Source organism: Nocardioides agri, assembly GCF_013778305.1.
Taxonomy (GTDB): Bacteria; Actinomycetota; Actinomycetes; order Propionibacteriales; family Nocardioidaceae; genus Nocardioides; species Nocardioides agri.
The window spans coordinates 2,160,867-2,183,276 of the sequence record NZ_JACEIC010000002.1; the positions used below are offsets into that span (position 1 = coordinate 2,160,867).

Genomic DNA, 22,410 nt, shown 5'->3' on the forward strand with positions numbered 1-22,410 from the left:
GGCTCATGATCGCGCCAACTCCGTGCACTTGGACACAGCGGTCCAGGCCGTGTCGATCGCGGTGGCCGCGTCGACCGGCTGACCGGCCGGCTCGAGAGCGCCGACGAGGGCTGCGGCGACGTCGCCCGCGAGGACAGGCGCGCTGAACGACGTACCGGTCCAGACGGCGAAGCCGCCGCGGAAGTCGTCGGGGTCGATCGCCTCCCGTACCCGGTCGTAGGCGCGGGTCCGCGCGACCGGCTCGTAGCCGCCGCGGAACGCCGGCATGGTGCTGAGCACCGCGGCGCCCGGTGCGTAGGCGCGGACCCAGGGACCGGCGTTGCTGAAGAGCGCGTCGGTGCCGTTGGGGTTGAGTGCGCCGACGGAGATGATCGGCGCCACCGTCGGGTCGAACGCGATCGGGCCCTCGTCGTCGCGCCACCGGGCGAACCCGGCGGGGAAGGCGGGCCGGCTCGTCGCGTCGTTGCCCGCCGAGGCGACGACCACGACGCCGTTGGCCATCATCTCCTCCAGGATCGCGTACATCGTCGGGTCGAAGAGGGCGTCCTCCGGTGTCTCGTGGTAATAGCCCATCGAGAGGCTGAGCACGTCGATCGGGTGGCCGCCCGGCTCCCCGGCGCGGTGACGACGGGCCACCTCGGCGATCTGGGCGAGCGTCGCGACGAGGTCGGACTCGACGATCGGGCCGTCGGAGGGCATCACCCGCCACGAGACGATGTCGGCGTCGGGGCACCGCTGCCGGATCAGCCCGGCGATGAAGGTGCCGTGACCGGAGATCGGGTCGATGGAGCCGTCCATCGGGCCCTGCTGGTCGCCGTCGTCCTCCGGCGAGACCGAGGTGGCGTCGGAGTAGCCGATCGGTCGGCCGTCCAGCGTGACGCGCTTCTTGACGATGCCGTCGAGCCACGGGTGCGACCCGCAGCCGGTGTCGAGGACGGCGACGACCGGCCGGCGGCCGGTGATCTCGTGGTCGCGTCGGCGGACCGGCGGGGACCCGACGTAGGCGACCGGCTGCCGTCCGCCCCACCCGATCTGGAGGTAGGACATGACGGCCCGGGAGCTGCGCGCGTCCTGGACCGGGCTGCCGTCGTGCATCGGGGACCCGTCATGCATCGGCGACCCGTCATGCATGGGACTGCCGTCGTGCATCGGGGACCCGTCATGCATGGGACTGCCGTCGTGCATCGGGGACCCGTCATGCATGGGACTGCCGTCGTGCATCGGGGACCCGTCATGCATGGGACTGCCGTCGTGCATCGGGGAGCCGTCGTGCATCGGCGACCCCTCGTGCATCGGGTTGCCACTGATCGACGGGAGCACCAGGTGGTCGAGGCTGACGCCGGTGACGGCGTCGACGCCGAACTGGGCGCGGGTCTGCTGCAGCAGCGTCCACGCGTCGGGGGCGATCGTCGCGCGTCTCGAGGCGACGACGAGTCGCAGCGGCACGTAGCCGAACTTCAGGTCGACGGTGCGCGGGTCCTCCTCCTCGCGGACCACGTCCCACCCGAGCGGCTCGGCGACGTAGCGCAGCACGCGGATCGCGCCCTCGACGTCGACGGCCTTGGAGACGAGCAGGCGTGGCCCGACGTACGCCGTCGGGCGCGGGATGACGCCGTCGACCATCAGGGCGGTCGCGGGGTCGAGGAGCCGGCCCTGGGCAGCGGCGATCGTGGTGTGGTGCGGCGGCCGCGGGTCGCGGTCGAGCGGCTTGCGGGTGGGTCGAGCGGGGCGCTGTGGCTTCTCGGGGTCCACGGGATTCCTCAGATCTCGAAGGCGGGAGTGGCGAAGGCCGGGCGTGCGGTGTCGTGCGGCTCGAGCCGCAGCCGCAGCACCCCGATCGGCAGGTCGGTCAGCGCGAACCGTCCCGATTCGCTCACCACTGCCTCGTGGGTGTCGGGGCGCTCGCCCGGAAGCGCCCGGATCGTCATCGGCTCCGGCGGCACGATCCAGCCGTCGACCCGGGAGCGCCCGTTGTCGACGGCGATGCGCAGGAGGAGGTCGGTGTCGCCGTGCACGAAGCGCAGCGTGTACGACGTGGAGCCGCGCGCGCCGACCAGCTCGGTCGAGCGCTCGACGAGCTCCATCAGCTCGAGGTCGAGGTCGGAGTCGGCCAGTGCGGCAGCGGCCTGCATGGCCGCGACGAGGTGCTCCGGCACGGGGTCGTGCCGCTCCCACACGTCGCGCACGATCTCCAGGAGGGCGTCCCTGCTCAGCTCGCTCATCAGATTCCTCCAGCCTCGATCAGGGCGACCCGCAACTTGGCGAGGCAGCGGCCGCGGGTGGGTCCGATGCTGCCGACGGGCATCCCGAGCTCGGTCGCGAGCTCGCGGTAGTCGGGTCGGTTCTCGAACGCGACGACCCGCAGCAGGCGGCGGCACCGCTCGGGCAGCCCGTCGACGGCGGCCCAGAGGCGGTCGCCCTCGTCGTGCTGCACCACAGCGTCCTCCGCGGAGCCCTGCCGCGGAAGGGCGAGCGCCAGGTCGTCGTCCTCGACGGGGGTCGCCGCCGTCGATCCGGACGTCCGCCACGCCTCGCGACGGGCGGTCGTGGTGAGCCAGCCACCGACGGCGACCGGGTCGAGGATGGCGGACCGGCGGCGGACGAGCGCCAGCCAGGTGTTCTGGATGACGTCCTCGGCGGCGGTCTCCGAGAGGCGGTACGCGCGGACGACGTGCCAGAGGACGGGGGTCATGACGGCGACGAGGTCGTCGAGGCCGGCGGGGTCACCGGCGACCCAGCGGTTGAACGCGGCCGTCGCCTGCGCCCACGGCTCGTTCGTCCGTGCCGGCGGCTCGTCCGGCTCGACGCCGGTCTGACGGCTGGGCATGCGCCGCGTCGCTCCCTCTCCCGTGCCGCGGGCTCCGCCGCAGCTTGTCTCGATCAGGATCACGCCTATGAGGAGTGTGTGGGCCGTTTCCTGATACCAGGTTCCTCACATCTTCTTCCGAGCGCCACCCGGCGGTCCTCGCCCGGACCGGGTGAGGACCGCCGGGTGCACCCTGTCCGATAGCCTCGAGCGGTGCCACCAGCCCACCTCACGGTCCGCGCGATCACGCCGGCCGAGCACCTCTCCTGGCTGCGCGGACGCCGATCCGCGAGCTTCCTGCAGACCCCTGCCTGGGGTGCGGTGAAGTCGGAGTGGCGGCACGAGTCCCTGGGCTGGTTCCGCGACGCCGAGCTCGTCGGCGCCGGCCTGGTGCTCTACCGCCAGCTGCCCAGGGTGAAGCGCTACCTCGCCTACCTGCCCGAGGGTCCGGTCCTCGACTGGGAGGCCGACGACCTCGCCGTCTGGCTGCGACCGATGGCGGACTACCTCAAGGGGCAGGGCGCCTTCGGCGTCCGGATGGGTCCGCCGGTCGTGACCCGCCGCTGGGACGCCGCGACGGTCAAGGCCGGCATCGCCGACCCCGCCGTACGCCGGCTCGGCGACCTGGTGCCCACCGAGCGCAGCCACGCCGGCGCCCGGGTGGTCGCCCAGCTGCGCGAGCTGGGCTGGCGGCCGCAGGCGGTCGAGGGCGGGTTCGCCGCCGGCCAGCCGCAGTACGTGTTCCAGGTGCCGCTCGCCGGCCGCACCGAGGACGAGGTGCTCGCCGGCATGAACCAGCTGTGGCGCCGCAACATCAAGAAGGCCACCAAGGAGGGCGTCGAGGTCGCGTCCTACGACGGCCCGGCGATCGAGCCGGAGCTCAAGTCGTTCCACGACCTCTACGTGCACACCGCGGAGCGCGACCACTTCACCCCGCGACCGCTCTCCTACTTCCGCACGATGGTCGAGGCGCTCGGCGCCGAGGAGCCCGACCGGATCCGGCTCTACGCCGCGCGGCACGAGGGGACGCTGGTCGCCGCGACGATCGCGATCCGCGTCGGCGGTCACGCGTGGTACTCCTACGGCGCCTCCTCCACCGAGAAGCGCGAGGTGCGCGGGTCCAACGCCGTGCAGTGGGCGATGATCCGCGACGCGATCGCCGCCGGCGCGGACGTCTACGACCTGCGCGGCATCACCGACACGCTCTCCGAGGACGACCCGCACCTCGGGCTGATCCAGTTCAAGGTCGGCACCGGCGGCGAGGCCGTCGAGTACGCCGGCGAGTGGGACCTGCCGCTCAACAAGCCGCTCTACAAGGCCTTCGACGTCTACATGCGGAGGCGTTGATGAGTCTCACCCTCGCGGTGGACGGCGACCGCTGGCGCAGCCACCTGCGCGCGCTCGCCGCCGCCACCCCCGGCCTGGTGCCCGTGGCGAAGGGCAACGGCTACGGGTTCACGCTCGGCCGCCTCGCCCGCAAGGCCCAGTGGCTGAAGGACAACGGGCTGGGCGTCGACACGGTGGCCGTCGGCACCTACGAGGAGCTGCCCGAGGTCGCGAGCCGCTACGACGGCGACCTGCTGGTGCTCACCCCGTGGCGCCCGTTCGGCGCGGCGCTGGAGGTCGACGCCGGACTGGCGCGGCGCGTCGTGCACACCGTCAGCCGGCTCGAGGACCTCAGCGACCTGCTCGGCCGCCAGCCGGACGCGCGGGTCGTGCTCGAGCGGTCCACCAGCATGCTGCGCCACGGCATGACCGCGCGCGAGTTGTGGGCCACCGCCGAGGTCGTGACCGCGCACCCCCGGGCGCGGGTGGCGGGCGTCGCGATGCACCTCCCCCTGGGCACCGGGGCGCACGTGTCCGAGGTGCACCGGCTGATGACCGAGGTCGTCGCGACCGAGCTGCCGCTCGACACCGTGTGGGTCAGCCACCTGACGACCGCCGAGCTCGCAGCACTGCGGGCGTCGTACCCCGACTTCACGTTCCGCCCGCGGATCGGCACCGACCTCTGGCTCGGCGACCGGGGTGCGCTGCGGGTGACCGCGACCGTCCTCGACGTGCACGCCGTCGAGCGGGGCGACGGCTTCGGCTACCGCCACCGCACCGCGCCCAAGGCCGGGCACGTGCTCGTCGTGAGCGGCGGCACCGCCCACGGCATCGGCCTGGAGGCGCCACTCGGCGACGCGAGCCTCAAGGGCCGGGCGGCGACGCTGGCCCGTGGCGGTCTCGACGCGGCCGGCTTCGTGCGCTCGCCGTTCTCGATCGACGGCAAGCAGCGGCTGTTCGCCGAGCCGCCGCACATGCAGGCCTCGATGCTGTTCCTGCCGCACGGCGCGCGGGTGCCGTCGGTCGGTGACGTGGTCGACGTGCGGGTGCGCTACACCGCGACGGCGTTCGACCGCGTCGTCGTCAGCTGACGCTCCAGCTCGCTCTGCCGCACCACGTCGTGCCGGGGCGACCAGAGGTCGCGGACGACCATGCCGACGAGGTAGAGCTCCGCGGCCATCCGGGCGAGCACCGCGGCCCAGTAGAAGCCGGCGTCGCCGCCCGCGGCGGGCGCGAGGTAGCCGCCGAGGTACCACCAGACCGCGGCGAAGTAGAGCACCTCGCCGGCCTGCCAGAGGAGGATGTCGCGCCAGCGGGGCCGGGCCAGGGCCGCGAGCGGCAGCAGCCACAGCACGTACTGCGGCGAGTAGACCTTGTTGATCAGCAGGAAGCCGGCGACCACCAGGAAGCCGAGCTGCGCGAGTCGGGGCGTCGCCGGCGAGGTCAGGCCGAGCGCGGCGACGCCGAGGCACCACGCTCCGAAGAAGACCCACGACCCGAGGTTGATCGTGTGCGGGTCGAAGGCGAACGGGCTCGGCACCGTGTCCCTGGCCTGCTGGACGACCAGCCAGATCGAGCCCAGGTCGGCACCCCGGTCGGAGTTGAAGTGCCAGAAGACCTTCCACTGCTCCGCGCCGGTGGCGAGCGCGGGCAGGTTCGCGACCACCCACGCGCCGACCGTGCCGGCGACCACCAGCCCGAGCTCGCGCAGGCGCCGCTGGCGCAGGCAGATGACCAGCACCCCGCCCAGCAGGAAGAGCGGGTAGAGCTTGGTGGCGGTGCCGAGGCCGATCAGCACGCCCGTCAGCACCGGCCGGTCCCGCGCCCACGCCCACAGCACACCGGCGACCAGCGCGACGGCGAGCAGGTCCCAGTTCACGAGCCCGGTCAGCAGCAGCGCCGGGGACAGCGCGAAGAGCGCGGCGTCCCAGGGGCGGCGCGGGTTCACGCCGGCGAGCAGCCAGGTGGTGAGCAGCGCCAGGACGGCGAACCCGAGCGCGTTGACGATGACGAAGATGCGCATCTCGCGGTGGACGTCCGGCCGACCGGCGACGTCCTCGGCGGGCTGCGACCGGCGCTCCTCGAGGTCCGGTGACCCGTTGAGCCAGTGCGTGACGGTGGCCGTTCCCCAGGCCCAGTAGGAGATGCCGACGGGGTACTCCATGACCTCGAACCGGCTGCGGACGTCGGGGTCGCCGGAGTAGGGCCAGGCGAGCTCGGCGAACCCGCGCCCCGTGTAGAGGTAGGGCAGGTCGGAGTAGCACATCTGGCTGTAGCGGCTCTGCCCGTTCTGCCAGGTCTGGTCGTAGCAGGTGCTCTTCTGGAGCATGCCGAGCGCCAGGCAGACGGCGGTCAGCGCCAGCACGACCCGGACCGGCGTCCACCAGGGATGCCGACCCGCCCGGGTGCCGATCGGGCCGCCGACGCCCTCACTCAGGCCGCGGACCACAGGGTCGTCGTCGGTGGGGTCCACCCAGGCGCGCTTCCCCACCGACGTCATGCCTCAGCCCAGGCGCACGCGGCGCGGCGTGGGTGTCGTCGCCGCCTGTCCCGGCGTCGCGGACGGGGTGGGGGCCGGGGGTGGCGGGGTCTCGGCCGGCGGGGTGGGCGTGGCCGGCGGCGGGGTGGTCGGGCAGCCCAGCACCCCGCACGGGTCGGTGGGGGTGGGCGTCGGCACCGGCGTCACCGGAGCCGTCGGGGTGGGCGTCGGCGTGGGCGTGGCCGACTCGGTCTCGGGCGTCTTCGACGGCTTCTTCGACGGCTTCGGCTTGTTGGTCGGCGGCGGCGGAGCCGGCGCGTGGCCGTCCTCCGGGGCGTCGCCGTCGAGCAGGGCCGGCTCGGGGAAGTCCTCGACCTCGGTGCCCTCGAGGGCCCGGCCCATCACGTCGGTCCAGGTGCGGGCGGGATAGGAGCCGCCGTAGTACTCCGGCAGCCAGCCGTCGAGCTGGCCCTGGCCCTTGCCGCGCACGTACATGACCGCGGTCGCGAGCTGCGGGGTGAACCCGACGAACCAGGCCGAGGAGACGTAGTCGTCGATGGCCGGGTCGGGCGAGGAGGCGGTCGCGGTGCCGGTCTTGCCGGCGGCCGGGCGGCCGAGATTGAGCGCCGCCGTGCCGGTGCCGGACTGGACGACCTGCTGCATGGCGTACGACGTGTCCGCGGCGATGTCCTCGGAGACCGCGCGAGTGTTGCGGTCCTTGTGGCCGTAGAGCTGCTCGCCGTCCTTGCTGACGACCTTCTCGACGACGTGCAGCTGGGCGGCGCGGCCGCCGTTGGCGATGCTGGCGTAGGCGTTGGCCATGTTGACCGGTGCGATCGTCGCCGAACCGAGGGCGATGCCCGCCACCGGCTCGAGACCGGGGCTGTTGTCGATGTTGTTGTAGCCGCCCTGGTCGCGGTCCCAGTTGGGGATGCCCAGGTCCTCGGCGGTCTTCAAGATCTTGTCGGGACCGTCGGGCATCGAGACGGTCAGGTCGGCGAAGACCGTGTTGATGGACTCCTCGAGGCCGTGGAGGAGGGTGACGGCGGAGCCGTAGTCGTTGCCGTCGCCCGAGCCCTCGTTCTCGACCTTCGGGCCGGTGCCGTCCTCGCTGTAGTAGAACGGCGAGTTGCCCTCGAAGGTGTCCTTGAGGGCGTAGCCCTCCTTCAGGCCGGCGGCGACGGCGAACGGCTTGAACGTCGAGCCGACCTGGCCGCCGGTGACGGCCCAGTTGATCTGGGACTGGAGGTAGTCCTGGCCGCCGAAGAAGCCGCGGAGCGCGCCGGTGCCGGGCTCGACGGAGGCGACGGCGACGTGCAGCTCCTTGTCGCCGAAGCCCTCGGGACGCTGCTCCTTCACGCCCTCCTCGGCCGCGGCCATCGCCTTCTGCGTGAACGTCGTGGTCACGCGCAGGCCGCCGCCGTCGATCTGGTCGTCGTCGAAGCCGAGCCGGTGCAGCTCGTCGCGCACCATCGCCAGCATGTGACCCTTCTGGCCGGCGTACCGGCTCTGCGCCGCGATCTTCGGGAACTTCGGCAGCCGGCGCTCGGCCTTGGCGGCCTGGTCGGCGGTGATGTTGTCGGCCTTGGCCATCCCGCTGAGGACGTAGTCGTAGCGCTCCTTGAGCGCCTGGCGGGACTCACGGCCGTTGGCCGGGTCGAAGCGCGAGGGGTTGTTGAGCACGCTGGCGAGCACGGCCGACTCGCGAAGCGTCAGGTCCTTGGCGTCCTTGTTGAAGAACGCCTCCGCCGCGGCCTGGACGCCGTACGCGCCGCGACCGAAGTAGATGGTGTTGAGGTAGCCCTCGAGGATCTCGGTCTTGCTGGTGGTGCGCTGCAGCTTCAGCGAGAGGATCGCCTCCTTCAGCTTGCGCTGGTAGGAGCGCTCCTGCGTCAGGTAGAGGATCTTCACGTACTGCTGGGTGATCGTGGACGCGCCCTGCTGTGAGTTGCCGGAGGCGTTGCTGAACGCCGCGCGCACGATGCCCTTGGGGTCGATGCCCTTGTCGCTCCAGAAGCCGCGGTTCTCCGCCGCGACGACCGCGTTCTGGAGGTCCTCGGGCATGTCCTCGATCGGGATGGACTCGCGGTTCTGCGTCGCGTAGCTGCCGACCTCCGTCTTGCCGTCGGCGTAGTAGACGTAGGAGGTCTCGGTCTCGAACTCGGTGTTGGCGTTCGGGATCTCGGTCGACTGGTAGAGGTAGACGAACGCGCCGACCACGACGAGCACGCCGACCAGGCAGACGATCAGGAACCACTTGCCGACCTTGCGCAGCCTCTGCTTGCGCGTGAGGGGTCGCTTCGGCCCGGCCTTGCTCTTGGTTGCCGCGCCGGGGGCGCGGCGCTTGCCACTCACGGTCGATGCGCTCCGCTGGTCGGGGACGGGGGCCGGACCGGGGAAGACAGACCGGACCGAGATCGTTCGACAGGGTACGGGGGCCCGCCACGCCCACCCAAGACGGCGCACGGGGACCCCGTTATCACGACGATACGGTCCCGTGGGGAGAGCCCCTCGGTCGTGACCGAGGTCTCAGCCGGGGGACCCGATGGAAACCCGCAACAGGTCCCCCGTTCGCAACGCGCGGATATATCGCTACGATAGGTCTGTGGCACGTCGAGCAGAGACCATCGAGCTGGCAGTCCTGGGACTGCTGCACGAGGGACCCATGCACGGCTACGAGCTGCGCAAGCGGCTCAACCTGATGCTCGGCTGGGGTCGGGTGCTCTCCTACGGCTCGCTCTACCCGACGCTGAAGAAGATGCTCCGCGCCAACCTCATCGAGGAGACGATGAGCACGAAGACGCCGGGCACCCCGGTGTCGAAGCGACCGCGCATCACCTACCAGGTCACCGAGGCCGGGAACCGGGAGTTCCAGCGCCTGATGTCGGAGGTCGGGCCCACTGCGTGGGAGGACGACAACTTCGACATCCGCTTCGCGTTCTTCTCCTCCACCGACATGGAGATCCGGCTGCGCGTGCTCGAGGGCCGGCGTACCCGTCTCCAGGAGCGGCTCGACCGGGTCCAGACCCAGCTGGCGATGACCCAGAAGGAGGTCGACCGCTACGCGGCCGAGCTCCAGCGCCACGGCGTCGAGTCGGTCGAGCGTGAGGTCCGGTGGCTCTCCGAGCTGATCAACGCCGAGCGCAACTCGGTCACCACGGCCGTGCCAGACAAGCAACCCCCCGCCGCCCCCGCGGCCGATCAGAAGCTGTAACCAGGAAAGGAAACCCCGATGGGTTCGGTACGAGTAGCAATCGTGGGAGTGGGCAACTGCGCCACCTCCCTGATCCAGGGTGTTCAGTACTACAAGGACGCCGACCCCTCGGGCACCGTCCCGGGCCTGATGCACGTCACCTTCGGGGACTACCACGTCTCCGACGTGCAGTTCGTGGCGGCGTTCGACGTCGACGACAAGAAGGTCGGCAAGGACCTCTCCGAGGCGATCAACGCCTCCGAGAACAACACCATCAAGATCTGCGACGTGCCGACCCTCGGCATCGACGTGCAGCGCGGCCACACCCTCGACGGCCTCGGCAAGTACTACCGCGAGACCATCGAGGAGTCGGCCGCCGAGCCGGTCGACATCGTCCAGATCCTCAAGGACACCCAGGCCGACGTCCTCGTCTCCTACCTGCCGGTGGGCTCCGAGGAGGCCGACAAGTTCTACGCGCAGTGCGCGATCGACGCCGGCGTGGCCTTCGTCAACGCGCTCCCCGTCTTCATCGCCTCCGACCCGGTCTGGGCCAAGAAGTTCGAGGACGCCGGCGTCCCGATCGTCGGCGACGACATCAAGTCGCAGGTCGGCGCCACGATCACCCACCGGGTGATGGCCCGCCTCTTCGAGGACCGCGGCGTGACGCTGGACCGCACCTACCAGCTCAACGTCGGCGGCAACATGGACTTCAAGAACATGCTCGAGCGCGAGCGCCTGGAGTCCAAGAAGGTCTCCAAGACCCAGGCCGTCACCTCGAACCTCACCGGCGACCTGGCCGGCAAGGTCTACGACAAGAACGTGCACATCGGCCCGTCCGACTACGTCGCCTGGCTCGACGACCGCAAGTGGGCCTACGTCCGCCTCGAGGGTCGCGCCTTCGGTGACGTCCCGCTCAACCTCGAGTACAAGCTCGAGGTCTGGGACTCCCCGAACTCCGCCGGCATCATCATCGACGCGATCCGCGCCGCCAAGATCGCCAAGGACCGCGGCATCGGCGGCCCGATCATCTCGGCATCGTCGTACCTGATGAAGTCCCCGCCGGTCCAGCTCCCCGACGACGAGGGCCGCCGCCGCGTGGAGGCCTTCATCCGCGGCGAGGAGTGACCTGCAGCTGATGTGCCTCCGCTGCCGCGGAGACCGTCGAGTGACGTGGAACGGCCCCTGGAGCACTGCTCTGGGGGCCGTTTCGCGTCACTCGACGGACCCATCCACAGGTACGACGAGGCCTGGTTAGTCCACAGCCGCCGGCGGGGCAGGCGTGGCGCATGCCGCATCGCTGGGATCCCATCTCGCCGCCCGTGCCGCCCCTGGTCGTCCCCGTCCGGATCGACCCGACCGGCCGGGACGGCCCCACGGCGAAGCAGTCGCGCGGCCCGCGGTGGCGCCGGACGTCACCGGGGCTGTTCGTGCCGGCCACCGTCGACGGCGCGACCGTGGAGCAGCGGATCGTCGAGTCCCACGCGCGGGCCGGGCCGCGAGCCGTGCTCACCGGGTGGGCATCCCTCCGACTCCAGCGCGCCAACTTCTTCGACGGCTTGGCACGCGACGGTCGGACCCCACTCCCGGTGCCCATCGCCGCCAACGGCGAGCGCCTGGCCTCGGACGAGCACACCGCCGTGGTGCGAGACGTCATCCCCGACGACGAGGTCGTGGTCCTCAACGGCATGCGATGCACGCGACCCGAGCGCGCGCTGTACGACGAGATGCAGCGCATCGGCGAGCTGCGCGAGATGGCGGTCGCCGTCGGGTCGGCGTGCGCGGCCAGGCTCACCTCGGTCGGTCGCATGCGTCTCTACGCAGCCACGCGCCGCTGGTATCGCGACGTGCGCCTCGTGAAGGAGGCGATCGAGATGGCGCACGAGGACTGCCGCTCGCCGCAGGAGCACCGGTTCGCCCTGATCTGGGAGCACGACGCCAAGTGGAGCCGGCCGCTCGTCAACCGACCCGTCTACGACGTCGACGGCCGATTCATCGCGACCCCCGACCTCCTCGACCCCGAACGCGGCGTGGTGGGCGAGTACGCCGGCGCAGGTCACCGCGACCTCGACCAGCACGCCGCCGACATCGCGCGGGAGGCGGACCTCCGCGATGTCGGGCTCGAGTACGTCGAGGTCGTCGGTCGCGACCTCCGCGACCCGTGGCGCGTGGTCCGTCGGATGCAGCACGCGGCAGCACGCGCCGTACACCTGGAGCGCCGGTGGGTGGTCGGTCCCGCTGCGTGGCCCCTCACCCCCGTCGAGTGACGTCAACCGGCCCTCGGAGGGCTCGCCGAAGGGCGCGCTCGCGTCACTCGACGAGAAATTCAGCGGCGACCCGTCTTGAACACCCCGCGGGCGATCTCCCGGGTGGCGGTGCGCACGAAGTCCTTGAACGCCGACGACTTCACGACCTGCTCCACGACGCTGTCCTCGTGCTTCGGCGCCTTCGGGCGGGGTGCCTTCGGGACCGGGATGTGCCGCTTCGCGGGGTCGGTCGGCGCCTCCTGCGCCTGCTTGGCCGCACCCTGCTCGAGACGGGCGGCGAGGATCTCGCGGGCCGACTCGCGGTCGAGCGCCGCCGCGTACTTCGCCGCCCGCGGACTCGCGGCGCCGGCGGCCGTGACGAGGTCGGGGTCGCAGGGATCCATCCGCGACTCCGGGGCGCGCAGGCGGGTCCAGGCGACCGGGGTGGGCGCGCCACGCTCGTTCATCACCGTCACGATCGCCTCGCCGATGCCGAGGCTGGTGATCACCTCGCCCAGGTCGGCGTACCCGCTCGTCGGGTACGTCGCGACCGTGGCCTTGAGCGCCTTGGCGTCGTTGGGCGTGTGCGCCCGCAGTTGGTGCTGGACCCGCGATCCGAGCTGGGCGAGCACCGCATCCGGTACGTCGGTCGGGCTCTGCGTCACGAAGAAGACGCCGACACCCTTGGACCTGATCAGCCGCACGGTCTGGGCCACCTGGTCGAGGAACGCGTCGGAGGCGTCGGCGAAGAGCAGGTGCGCCTCGTCGAAGAAGAACACCAGCTTGGGCTTGTCGACGTCGCCGACCTCGGGCAGCTCGTGGAAGAGGTCGGCGAGCAGCCACATCAGGAACGTCGAGAAGATCGCCGGCCGGTCCTGCAGCTGCGGCAGCTCGACGAGCGAGACCAGTCCACGGCCGTCGGGCGCGACCTGGAGCAGGTCCGCCGACTCGAACTCCGGCTCGCCGAAGAACGTGTCGCCGCCCTGGTCCTCCAGCCCGATCAGCTCCCGCAGGATCACCCCCGCCGTCGCCGAGGACAGCCCGCCGAGCGCCTTCAGCTCGGCCTTGCCCTCATCACTCAACAGGTGTGCGACCACCGCACGCAGGTCCGCGAGGTCGAGCAGCGGCAGACCGGCCTGGTCGGCGTAGTGGAAGATCAGGCCCAGGCTGGACTCCTGGGTGTCGTTGAGCCCGAGGACCTTGCTGAGCAACGTCGGCCCGAACGCGCTCATCGTGACGCGCAGCGGCAGGCCCGACCCGATCCCCCCGATCGCGTAGAACTCGACGGGGAACCCGGTGGGCGTCCACTGCTGCCCGAGCGTCGTCGCCCGGGCGGTCAGCTTGTCGTTCGCCTCGCCGGGCTGCGCGAGCCCCGAGAGGTCGCCCTTGATGTCGGCGGCGAAGACCGGCACCCCGGCCGCGCTGAGCTGCTCCACCAGCAGCTGCAGCGTCCGGGTCTTGCCGGTGCCGGTCGCGCCGGCGACCAGACCGTGCCGGTTGAGCATGCCGAGCGGGATCCGCACCGGCACGTCGGTCAGCCGCTCGGCGTCCAGCAGCAGGCCCCCCAGCTCGAGCGCGGCACCCTCGAAGGCGTAGCCGGCCCGGACGGCGTCGGTCAGCTTCTGGTCCGCGTCACTCGCTCCCATGGAGCGACTGTAGGTGCGGCGTCAACGCCGCTCCGCCCAGGCACGCAGCGCGGCGGTGGCGTCGGCCTCGGTCATCGGGCCGTTGTCCATCCGCAGCTCGAGCAGGAACCTGTAGGCCTCGCCGACCTCACGGCCGGGGCCGATCCCCAGGATCTCCATGATCTGGTTGCCGTCCAGGTCCGGCCGGATCGCGTCCAGCTCCTCCTGCTCGGCGAGCTGCGCGATCCGCGCCTCGAGCTCGTCGTAGGTCCGGCGCAGCCGGTCGGCCTTGCGCTTGTTGCGCGTCGTGCAGTCGGCGCGCGTCAGGACGTGCAGCCGGGCCAGCTGGTCGCCGGCGTCACGCACGTAGCGGCGGACGGCCGAGTCGGTCCACTCCCCGGACCCGTAGCCGTGGAAGCGCAGGTGCAGCTCCACCAGGTGGCTGACCGCGTCGATGTCGTCGTTGGAGAACCGCAGCGCCTTCATCCGCTTGCGGGTCATCTTCGCGCCGACCACGTCGTGGTGGTGGAAGGTGACGGTCCCGTCCTCGACGAAGCGGCGGGTCCGCGGCTTGCCGACGTCGTGCATGAGCGCGGCGAAGCGGGACACGAAGTCCGGGCCGTCGAGGCGGGTGGCCTCCAGGTCGATCGCCTGCTCGAGCACCGTGAGCGTGTGCTCGTAGACGTCCTTGTGCCGGTGGTGCTCGTCGCGCTCCAGCGCCAGGGCCGGCAGCTCGGGCAGCACCAGGTCGGCGAGGCCGGTCTCGACGAGCAGCGTCAGGCCGAGCCGCGGGTACGGCGCGCACACCAGCTTGACCAGCTCGTCGCGGACCCGCTCGGCGGAGATGATCTCGATGCGCGACGCCATGTCCCGCATCGCGTCGACCACGGCGGGGTCGACCGTGAAGCCGAGCTGCGCCGCGAACCGAGCGGCCCGCATCATCCGCAGCGGGTCGTCGGAGAAGGAGTCCTCCGGCCGGCCCGGCGTGCGCAGCACCCGGTGGGCGAGGTCGACGACGCCGCCGTACGGGTCCACGATCTCGCGGCCGGGCAGCGTGACGGCCATGGCGTTGACAGTGAAGTCCCGGCGCCGGAGGTCGCCCTCCAGGCTGTCGCCGAAGTCCACGTCCGGCTTGCGGGAGGACGGGTCGTAGGCCTCGGAGCGGTAGGTCGTGATCTCGACCTGCCAGTCGCCGTGGCGGCAGCCGATGGTGCCGAACGCTCGGCCCATGTCCCAGATCGCGTCGGCCCAGCCCTTGAGCAGCTTCTCGGTCTGCTCGGGCCGCGCGGACGTGGTGAGGTCCAGGTCGTTGTGGTGCCGGCCCAGCATCGCGTCGCGCACCGGTCCGCCGACCAGCGCGATCTCGTGCCCGGCCTCGGTGAAGCGGCGGCCCAGCTCGTCGATCACCGGCGCGATCCGGTCCAGCTCGGCCGCGACACTGCGCTGGGCGTCGGCGATCTGGAGTGGCGGAGGGGGAGCGGCGGGCACGGGCGGCAAGTTTAGTGCCGACTGGCCCGTGGGCCCGATTCGCACGGACCCGGCCAGTAGAGTCACTGCGTGCTTCGCCCCGTGTCGCTGCTGTCTGCCCTCGCAGCAGCGATCCTCGGCACCACGCTCGTCGCGATCGGAAGCGTCGCGTTCGCGCCGGGACTCGCCGGAGCCGCGCACGCTCCCAAGCGCGCGGACGCCGAGCCGCTGGCGGTCACCATCGAGAGGCTGACGCCGTCGGCGATCCCGAGGAGGGGGCCGGTGCGCGTGAGCGGCCGGGTGACGAACCTCGACGAGCAGACCTGGTCGACGATCAACCTCTATCCCTTCGCCTCCGAGGCCCCGATCACCACCGACGCCGAGCTCGCGGCCCAGGCCGCGGCGCCGGCGGACACGCCGGTCGGTGAGCGGATCACCGACCCGGGTCCCTACTTCGTCATCGACGAGCTCGCCCCCGGGGAGAGCAAGCAGTACTCGTTCTCCGTCCCGCGGCGGCTGCTCCCGCGCGTGCCGGGCGTCTACTGGTTCGGCGTGCACGCACTCGGCCAGACCGGCGCGGAGCGCGACCCCGCAGCGGTGGCCGACGGCCGCGCACGCACCTTCCTGCCGCTCGTGCCGGCGTCGCAGGAGCCGGTCGACACGGCCTTGGTGGTGCCGGTCCGCCACGCGGTGCGGCACGACGCCGACGGGTCGGTCTCCGACGTCGAGCGGTGGGGGGAGACGCTGGCCCTCGGCGGCCAGCTCCGGTCCCTCGTCGACTTCGGCGTGGCCGCCGGCGACCGGCCGCTCAGCTGGCTCGTCGACCCGGCAGTCGTCGCCGCCGCCGGCCACCTCGCCGCAGGCAACCCCGCCCGCTCCATCGAGCCGACGATCGACGAGGAGCCCGACGCGGACGCCTCGGGGAGCCCGTCCCCGAGCGGCAGCGCGTCCGCGGACGAGGAGCCCGACTCCGACGGGACGAGCGACGGCGCGGGTGACGAGGAGGGCGACGGGGAGCCGGCCGAGAGCGACGAGGCCACCGCGGCTGCCGCGGCGGCCGCCGCCGAGTGGCTGCGTCGCCTGGAGACCGGGGTGACCGGCAGCGAGGTCCTCGGGCTGCCGTACGGCGACCTCGACGTCTCGGCCGCCGCGCAGCAGCAGCCGACGGCGTACGCCGAGGCGCGCGAGCGCACGGGCACCCAGCTCGCGCCGTGGGGCACGCCGCTGACCCCCGCCGTCGCCGCGCCCAACGGCTACCTCTCCAGCGCCGGTCTCGCCCTGACGCAGCCGGACACCCGGATCCTCATGACCGACCGCGCGTTCGGCGCCGACCCGCCCGCCGTCGCGCACACCGACGCGCGCACCGTGGTCGTCAGCTCGTTCGGCGCCGCCAGCGGTGGGCCCGGACCCGAGGACCGCCGCTCGCCGATCGCGATGCGGCAGCGCCTGGTCAGCGAGGCCGCCCTCCGGGCGCTGGCGCCCGAGAGCCGGCCACTGGTGGTCGTGTTCCCCGACACCTGGGCGCCGTCGTCGAGCAGTGGCTTCTTCGAGGGTCTCGACCTGCCCTGGCTGCACCTGACCTCGGTCGGCGCCGTCGCCCAGCAGCCCAGCCGTGAGGTCGCCGCCGACGACATCCGCTACTCCGCCCGGCAGCGCCGCGCCGAGGTGAGCGCGGTCGACTTCGCCGCCTCCGACGAGCTGATCTCGGCGGGCGACACGCTCCAGAACCTGCTCACCCGCAACGACCAGGTCGGGGGGGTCGTCCGCGGCGAGGCGTACTCGCTGCGCGGGTACGCCGCGCGCCGGGCGCCGCTGCGCACCCGCGCCTCGGCGTTCCGCTCCCGCGGCTGGATCGAGGAGCGGCTGGGCGCCGTCGAGGTCGACGCGCCGCGGGCCGTCATCCTCTCCAGCGGCAGCGGACGGTTCACGGCGACGCTCACCAACGGCCTCGACCAGCCCGTCACCGTCCGGCTCCGCGCGGTCACCGACCCGCAGCTGCGCGTCTCGGTGCCGGACGAGCCGATCGAGCTGGCGGCGGACGCCCGCACCACCGTGCTGCTCAACGCCTCCTCCGACGGCGCCGGCGTCCGGTCCGCGAACCTCGTGCTCACCGACACCGAAGGCACCACGATCGACTCCGACCCGGTGCCGATCCGGTCCAACCGGGTCAGCAACGTGATCTGGCTGATCCTCGGCACCGGCGTGGCGCTGCTGTTCGCGACGATCGTGCTCCGGCTGGTGCGCCGGGTCCGGGCGGCCCGCTCATGAGCACCTTCGACGACGAGCGCCCGGAGGACGAGCGCGCCGGCGTCCTCGCCAACAGCGCGGTGATGGCGGCCGGCACGGTCTTCTCCCGGATGAGCGGGTTCATCCGCTCGGCGCTGCTCGCCGCGGCGCTCGGCCCCGCCCTGCACGCCGACCTGTTCAACATCGCCAACACGATCCCGAACATGGTCTACATCCTGGTCGCCGGCGGGGTGATCAACGCGGTGCTCGTGCCCCAGCTCGTGCGCACCATGCGCAGCGACCCCGACGGCGGCGACGCCTACCTCAGCCGGATCGTGACCCTCGCCGCGCTCTTCCTCGGCGCCGTCACGCTCGTGCTGATCGCCCTGGCGCCATGGGCGATGGACCTCTTCCTCGACTCCGACTACTCCGAGCCCGAGCTGGCGGACCAGCGCCAGTCGATCATCGACTTCGCGCGGTTCTGCCTGCCCCAGGTCTTCTTCTACGGGATGTTCGTGCTGGTCGGCCAGATCCTCAATGCCCGCGGCCGGTTCGGGCCGATGATGTGGGCGCCGATCGCCAACAACATCATCTCGGTCGGCGTGCTGGTCACCTACCTCGTCGTCTTCGGGCCCGCCCGGGGCGCCGAGATCGTCGGCGCCTTCACGCCCGGTCAGGAGCTCCTGCTCGGCCTCGGCGCGACGCTCGGCATCGTCGCCCAGTTCGCGGTGCTGGTGCCCTACCTGCGCGCCGCCGGCGTCCACTACCGCCCGCGCTTCGACTTCCTCCACACCGGCCTCGGGCACACGATGCGCCTCGCGGTGTGGACGGTGCTGTTCGTCGTCGTCAACCAGATCGCCTACACGGTGGTCGTCCACCTCGCCTCGGGCGGCACCGCCTCCGACCCCGACGGCACCGGCTACACCGTCTACCAGAACACGTTCCTCATCATGATGGTCCCGCACTCGGTCGTGACGGTCTCGCTGGCGACCGCGATCCTGCCGCGGATGTCGGCGCGCGCCGCGAGTGACGACCGCGCCGCCATGTCGCGGACGCTCGCGGAGACGCTGCGCACCGCGCTGAGCGTGGTGCTGCCGTTCGCCCTGCTGCTGCCGGTCATCGCCACCGATCTCTCGCACCTGATCTGGGGGTACGGCGCGAGCTCGGAGCTCTTCGACCGCTACGCGCCGTCGCTCGCGCTCTTCGGCATCGGGCTGGTGTTCTTCACCGTCCACTACCTGGTGCTGCGCGGCTTCTACGCCCTGGAGATGACCCGCACCGTCTTCTGGATCCAGTGCGCGGTCGCCGGCACCAACATCGTCGTCGCGATGCTGCTGGTGCGCGAGGCCACCGCCGCCGAGACGTCGCCCGCCCTCGTGCTCGCCTACAGCGCCTCCTACCTGGTCGGGTCGTGCCTCTCGTACGCCGTGCTCCGGCGTCTCCTCGGCGGGCTGCACACCCCGGCGCTGGTGCGCTTCCTCGTGCGGATGGCGATCGTCGCCGGCCTCGCCACGGCGGCGGCCGCGGGCACGGCGTACCTGCTCGACTCGGTCGCCGACGACGAGAGCTGGATCCTGGCCGTGGTCCGGCTGACGGTCGTCGGCGCGGTGGACGCCGTCGTGCTCGTCGCCCTGGCCCGCGCGTTCCACGTGCGGGAGCTGACCTCGATGATCGAGACGATCACCCGCCGTGTTCCCGTCCTGCGACGACCATGACTCGCCCTACGATGACCTTGAGCCCTACGGCCCAGACCTGATCACGGCAGACGGAGGGAGCTGAGTGCCGAGCTCGATCCGGCCGGGCGACGTGCTCGCCGACCGGTACCGCCTGGTCGACCTCCTCACCGAGAGCGGAGGCGGCCGCTTCTGGCGTGCGCACGACCGGATCCTCGAGCGGCACGTCGCCCTGCACGTCATCGCCGAGGACGACGAGCGGGCGGCAGCGCTGATGGAGGCCGCCCGCCGGTCCGCGACCGTCCACGACCGGCGGCTGCTGCGCGTGCTGGATGCCGACGAGGCCGACGGCCTGTGCTTCGTCGTCAACGAGTGGGGCTCGGGCGACTCCCTCGACATCATGCTCGCCGGCGGCGGGCCGCTCGGGCCGCGCCGGGCGGCGTGGATCGTCTCCGAGGTCGCGGCGGCGATCGCCGCGGGTCACCGCGCGGGCGTCGCGCACGGCCGGCTGGTCCCGGAGAACGTCCTCATCGACCACACCGGCGGGGTCCGCCTGATCGGCTTCGCGGTCGACGCCGCCATGCACGGCCTGCCGCCCGGGCGCGTGACGACCGACGTCGCCGACCTCGGCAGCCTCCTCTACGCCGCGCTCACCGGCCGCTGGACCGGGTCGCCCGGCTCCGCCGTCCCTCCGGCGCCGGTCGAGCAGGGCCGGGTGCTGCGCCCCCGCCAGGTCCGGGCGGGGATCCCCCGTCCGCTCGACGCGCTGTGCGACGAGATCGTGAACCCCTACGCCGGCCCGACCGCGGCCCGGCTCCGCGGCACCCACGACCTGGCGACCGCCCAGGGCATCGCCGACTACCTCTGCGAGTTCGTCGGGGACCCGACCGGCCTGGCCGAGGCGGAGGCGGCCGCGGGGCACCGCGACACCACCGAGGTCCCGGTCCTGCCGCCGGTCCCGGACCTGCTGCCGCACGACGCCGCGCCCCCGGAGCCCGAGCCCGAGCCCGAGCCGGAGCCCGTACCCGAACGGGTCCCCGAGCCCGAGCCGACCCAGGCGGGCCTGCCGATCTTCGACGACGACGGCGGCGTGTCGTGGATGACCGCGCCCGGGACGCCGGCGCCACCCCCACCGCCCTTCGAGGAGCCGCCGGAGCGGCCGCTCTTCGCCCCCGCGCCGACCGACGGCGCCCCGGTGCGCACGCCCCGGCCCGGTCGGGCGCCGGACCCGCAGCCCGAGCCGACGCCCCGCCCGACCCCGGCCGGTCCGGCCGGTCGCTCGTTCTGGCCCTGGGACACCGGCACCGGGGCGATCGCCGTGGCCGACCCCGACCTCGAGGCCGAGGAGGTGCCCGGCCGGAGCTGGCTGCGCCTCGCGGCGATCATCGGCGCCGGCGTGCTCCTGCTGCTCGCCGTGGTCGTCGCCTACAACGTCGGCCGCGGCCGCACGCCGCTCGGCGCCCTGCCGGAGGACGAGTCCCCCACCCCGAGCCCCAGCAGCCAGACGCCGATCGCGCGGTCCTCGAACCCGATCGAGGTGGTCGCGAAGAGCGACTTCGACCCGCAGGGCTCTCCTCGTGAGGAGAACCCCGAGGAGGTGCCGCTCGCGCTCGACGGCGACGCGACCACCGCATGGCGCACCCAGACCTACGAGCAGAACTTCGGGCCGCAGGGTCTCAAGACCGGCGTCGGGCTGCTGCTCGACCTCGGCAGCAGCCAGTCGGTCAGCGCCGTGGACGTCACGGTCGCCGGCGGCTCCACCGGAGTGTCGCTCTACCTGACGGACGCGGTGCCGACCGGGGTCCGCGACCTCACGCCCGTCCAGTCGGCGACCGTCGACGCGGCCGGGCAGATCGAGCTGCCGGAGCCGACCACCGGGCGCTACGTCGTCGTGTGGCTGACCTCGCTCCCCGCCGTCGCCGGCGGGTTCCAGGGTGCGGTCGCCGAGGTGACGGTCCGCGGATGAGCGAGCGCACCGACCGCGAGCTGCTCGCCGCGCACGTCGCCGGTGACCGCGACGCGTTCGGCGTGCTCTTCACCCGCCACCGCGACCGGATGTGGGCCGTCGCGCTGCGCACGATGGGCAACCACGAGGACGCGGCCGACGGCCTCCAGGACGGCATGATCGCGGCGTACCGCCGGGCGTCGAGCTACCGCGGCGACGCGGCCGTCACCACCTGGCTGCACCGGGTCGTGGTCAACGCCTGCCTCGACCGCCTCCGGGCCGGCAAGGTGCGCCGCGCCGACCCCCTCCCCGACGACCTCGACGAGCGCAGCGGCCGGGGCTCGCTGGTCGCCGCCGACCCGAGCGGCACCCCCGACCCGGCCGACGTCGCCGTGCGGCACGAACGGCGGGGCGTGGTGCTCGACGCCCTCGCGACCCTGCCGCCGGAGCAGCGCGCTGCGCTGGTGCTGGTCGACATGGAGGGCTACCCGGTCGCCGAAGCGGCCGTGATGCTCGACTGCCCGGTCGGCACCGTGAAGTCGCGGTGCTCCCGGGGCCGGGCGCGGCTCGCCGAGCTGCTCGCGCCCCTGCTGGACGCCGAGCGTGACGCAGACGACGTCCCGGCCCGGAACCCCGTCCCGCCCGCGCCCGTCTCACCCGGTGACCCACCCCGTGGCCCGCCCGTGAGCTGAGGTCGTCCCCTGCCCAGACCACACCCGCCCGCACCCGAGAGGAGGTGAGCTCCCATGAACGATCCCGACGACGCCGTCCGCCGCCTGCTGGCCGAGGCCCGCCACGCCGAGCCGCTCCCCGACGACGTCGCCGCACGGCTCGACGACGTGCTCGCCGACCTCCGTGCCGAAGGTCCGCCCCCCGCGGTTGTCGACCTGGCCGCGGCCCGCCGGCGGCGCACCCGGCTGCGCAACGGGCTGGTCGCCGCGGCCGCGGTGGTGCTGGTCGGGTTCGGCATCAGCCGCGTCGACCTCTCCGGCATGTCGACGGACTCCTCCGACGCCGGGGGGTCTGCGGACAGCGCGGCGCGCGAGTCCGCGGCGGCGCCCGCGGCCCCGAGCCCGCTCGACGGCGACGCGCAGGCGGAGGGGCAGCTGGACGGGCAGGGCCTGGCGAGCCTCGGCCCGGTCGTGCGGCTGCGCTCCGACCGGCTCGAGCAGCAGGTGCAGCGGCTGGTCGCCGCCTCGGCGGCCGGCTCCGACCAGGGCCGCTCGGCCGACGAGGTCGACGAGTGCCCGGCCCCGTCCGGCCCGGGGCGGTCGCTCGCTGCGACGTACGACGGGGCGCCGGCGGTCCTCGTGCTGCGCCCCCCGGCGGGCGGTGTCCGGGTCGCCGACGTCTACCTGTGCGGGGAGAGCACCCCGGTCCGCTCGGTGAGCGTCCCCGTGGGCTGAGCGGGAAGGTTCCTCACCTAC

The 22,410-nt window shown here is 72.8% G+C and carries 17 protein-coding genes; 10 read left to right on the top strand and 7 right to left on the bottom strand.

Annotated elements, in window-relative coordinates:
* Positions 1-3: 3 nt before the first annotated feature.
* From HZF07_RS24520 to HZF07_RS15020, 3 genes are read right to left on the bottom strand one after another with little or no spacing between them, the layout of a single operon-like run.
* Positions 4-1,752: a S8 family peptidase gene (locus HZF07_RS24520; protein WP_157342734.1), complete on the bottom strand. Its 1,749-nt coding sequence runs from the start codon at positions 1,750-1,752 to the stop codon at positions 4-6.
* Between the two features lie 8 nt (positions 1,753-1,760).
* Positions 1,761-2,222, bottom strand: coding sequence for a hypothetical protein (locus tag HZF07_RS15015; RefSeq protein ID WP_157342735.1), 462 nt, complete (start codon positions 2,220-2,222; stop codon positions 1,761-1,763).
* Positions 2,222-2,827: a sigma-70 family RNA polymerase sigma factor gene (locus HZF07_RS15020; protein ID WP_157342736.1), complete on the bottom strand. Its 606-nt coding sequence runs from the start codon at positions 2,825-2,827 to the stop codon at positions 2,222-2,224. The genes HZF07_RS15015 and HZF07_RS15020 overlap by 1 nt, the downstream gene beginning before the upstream one ends.
* A gap of 192 nt (positions 2,828-3,019) precedes the next feature.
* Here HZF07_RS15020 and HZF07_RS15025 point away from each other — a divergent pair, with 192 nt between their 5' ends.
* Together HZF07_RS15025 and HZF07_RS15030 are read left to right on the top strand one after the other, a co-directional pair.
* Complete coding sequence (locus HZF07_RS15025; RefSeq protein WP_181645227.1) at positions 3,020-4,153, top strand: lipid II:glycine glycyltransferase FemX; 1,134 nt, start codon at positions 3,020-3,022, stop codon at positions 4,151-4,153.
* On the top strand, positions 4,153-5,223 hold the full coding sequence (locus HZF07_RS15030; RefSeq protein ID WP_157342737.1) for an alanine racemase: 1,071 nt from the start codon (positions 4,153-4,155) through the stop codon (positions 5,221-5,223). Before HZF07_RS15025 ends, HZF07_RS15030 begins: the two co-directional genes overlap by 1 nt.
* Here the strand turns inward: HZF07_RS15030 and HZF07_RS15035 are convergent.
* Positions 5,184-6,632, bottom strand: a complete 1,449-nt coding sequence (locus tag HZF07_RS15035; RefSeq protein WP_157342739.1) for a glycosyltransferase family 87 protein — start codon at positions 6,630-6,632, stop codon at positions 5,184-5,186. The genes HZF07_RS15030 and HZF07_RS15035 overlap by 40 nt on opposite strands.
* Before the next feature lie 3 nt (positions 6,633-6,635).
* Positions 6,636-8,966 (bottom strand): transglycosylase domain-containing protein, encoded by a 2,331-nt coding sequence (locus tag HZF07_RS15040; RefSeq protein WP_181645228.1) that lies wholly within the window; start codon positions 8,964-8,966, stop codon positions 6,636-6,638.
* A gap of 250 nt (positions 8,967-9,216) precedes the next feature.
* Between HZF07_RS15040 and HZF07_RS15045 the strand changes: the two genes are divergently transcribed.
* The 3 genes from HZF07_RS15045 (at position 9,217) to HZF07_RS15055 (ending at position 12,068) form a co-directional block, all read left to right on the top strand.
* Positions 9,217-9,825 carry a PadR family transcriptional regulator gene (locus tag HZF07_RS15045; protein ID WP_181645229.1) on the top strand — a complete coding sequence of 203 codons (609 nt, stop codon included), beginning with the start codon at positions 9,217-9,219 and terminating at the stop codon, positions 9,823-9,825.
* Between the two features lie 18 nt (positions 9,826-9,843).
* Entirely contained in the window at positions 9,844-10,929 is a 1,086-nt protein-coding gene (locus tag HZF07_RS15050) for an inositol-3-phosphate synthase (RefSeq protein ID WP_157342741.1), read from the top strand.
* A gap of 161 nt (positions 10,930-11,090) precedes the next feature.
* Complete coding sequence (locus HZF07_RS15055; RefSeq protein ID WP_157342742.1) at positions 11,091-12,068, top strand: hypothetical protein; 978 nt, start codon at positions 11,091-11,093, stop codon at positions 12,066-12,068.
* A 59-nt stretch (positions 12,069-12,127) separates the two neighbouring features.
* On the opposite strand, the gene HZF07_RS15060 is transcribed toward HZF07_RS15055, so the two are convergent.
* Both HZF07_RS15060 and HZF07_RS15065 read right to left on the bottom strand, forming a co-directional pair.
* The gene (locus HZF07_RS15060) at positions 12,128-13,693 is read right to left on the bottom strand and encodes a helicase HerA-like domain-containing protein (RefSeq protein WP_157342744.1); all 1,566 of its coding nucleotides are present in this window, start codon (positions 13,691-13,693) and stop codon (positions 12,128-12,130) included.
* A gap of 21 nt (positions 13,694-13,714) precedes the next feature.
* Positions 13,715-15,160, bottom strand: coding sequence for a CCA tRNA nucleotidyltransferase (locus HZF07_RS15065; protein WP_181645230.1), 1,446 nt, complete (start codon positions 15,158-15,160; stop codon positions 13,715-13,717).
* Between the two features lie 69 nt (positions 15,161-15,229).
* On the opposite strand from HZF07_RS15065, the gene HZF07_RS15070 reads away from it, so the two are divergent.
* The 5 genes from HZF07_RS15070 (at position 15,230) to HZF07_RS15090 (ending at position 22,389) form a co-directional block, all read left to right on the top strand.
* On the top strand, positions 15,230-17,407 hold the full coding sequence (locus HZF07_RS15070) for a DUF6049 family protein (protein WP_157342746.1): 2,178 nt from the start codon (positions 15,230-15,232) through the stop codon (positions 17,405-17,407).
* Positions 17,404-19,080 (top strand): murein biosynthesis integral membrane protein MurJ, encoded by a 1,677-nt coding sequence (murJ, locus tag HZF07_RS15075; protein ID WP_157342747.1) that lies wholly within the window; start codon positions 17,404-17,406, stop codon positions 19,078-19,080. Before HZF07_RS15070 ends, murJ begins: the two co-directional genes overlap by 4 nt.
* A 64-nt stretch (positions 19,081-19,144) precedes the next feature.
* On the top strand, positions 19,145-21,004 hold the full coding sequence (locus tag HZF07_RS15080) for a protein kinase family protein (protein WP_157342749.1): 1,860 nt from the start codon (positions 19,145-19,147) through the stop codon (positions 21,002-21,004).
* On the top strand, positions 21,001-21,675 hold the full coding sequence (gene sigM / locus HZF07_RS15085; protein WP_157342750.1) for an RNA polymerase sigma factor SigM: 675 nt from the start codon (positions 21,001-21,003) through the stop codon (positions 21,673-21,675). The genes HZF07_RS15080 and sigM overlap by 4 nt, the downstream gene beginning before the upstream one ends.
* 54 nt (positions 21,676-21,729) lie before the next feature.
* On the top strand, positions 21,730-22,389 hold the full coding sequence (locus HZF07_RS15090; protein ID WP_157342751.1) for a hypothetical protein: 660 nt from the start codon (positions 21,730-21,732) through the stop codon (positions 22,387-22,389).
* Positions 22,390-22,410 lie beyond the last annotated feature (21 nt).

Excerpts from the sequence above, each read along its gene's own strand:
- HZF07_RS15015 (WP_157342735.1), bottom strand. The coding sequence starts at position 2,222 with ATGAGCGAGCTGAGCAGGGACGCCCTCCTGGAGATCGTGCGCGACGTG.
- HZF07_RS15020 (WP_157342736.1), bottom strand. The coding sequence starts at position 2,827 with ATGCCCAGCCGTCAGACCGGCGTCGAGCCGGACGAGCCGCCGGCACGG.
- HZF07_RS15030 (WP_157342737.1), top strand. The coding sequence starts at position 4,153 with ATGAGTCTCACCCTCGCGGTGGACGGCGACCGCTGGCGCAGCCACCTG.
- HZF07_RS15035 (WP_157342739.1), bottom strand. The coding sequence starts at position 6,632 with ATGACGTCGGTGGGGAAGCGCGCCTGGGTGGACCCCACCGACGACGAC.
- HZF07_RS15050 (WP_157342741.1), top strand. The coding sequence starts at position 9,844 with ATGGGTTCGGTACGAGTAGCAATCGTGGGAGTGGGCAACTGCGCCACC.
- HZF07_RS15055 (WP_157342742.1), top strand. The coding sequence starts at position 11,091 with ATGCCGCATCGCTGGGATCCCATCTCGCCGCCCGTGCCGCCCCTGGTC.
- HZF07_RS15060 (WP_157342744.1), bottom strand. The coding sequence starts at position 13,693 with ATGGGAGCGAGTGACGCGGACCAGAAGCTGACCGACGCCGTCCGGGCC.
- murJ (WP_157342747.1), top strand. The coding sequence starts at position 17,404 with ATGAGCACCTTCGACGACGAGCGCCCGGAGGACGAGCGCGCCGGCGTC.
- sigM (WP_157342750.1), top strand. The coding sequence starts at position 21,001 with ATGAGCGAGCGCACCGACCGCGAGCTGCTCGCCGCGCACGTCGCCGGT.
- HZF07_RS15090 (WP_157342751.1), top strand. The coding sequence starts at position 21,730 with ATGAACGATCCCGACGACGCCGTCCGCCGCCTGCTGGCCGAGGCCCGC.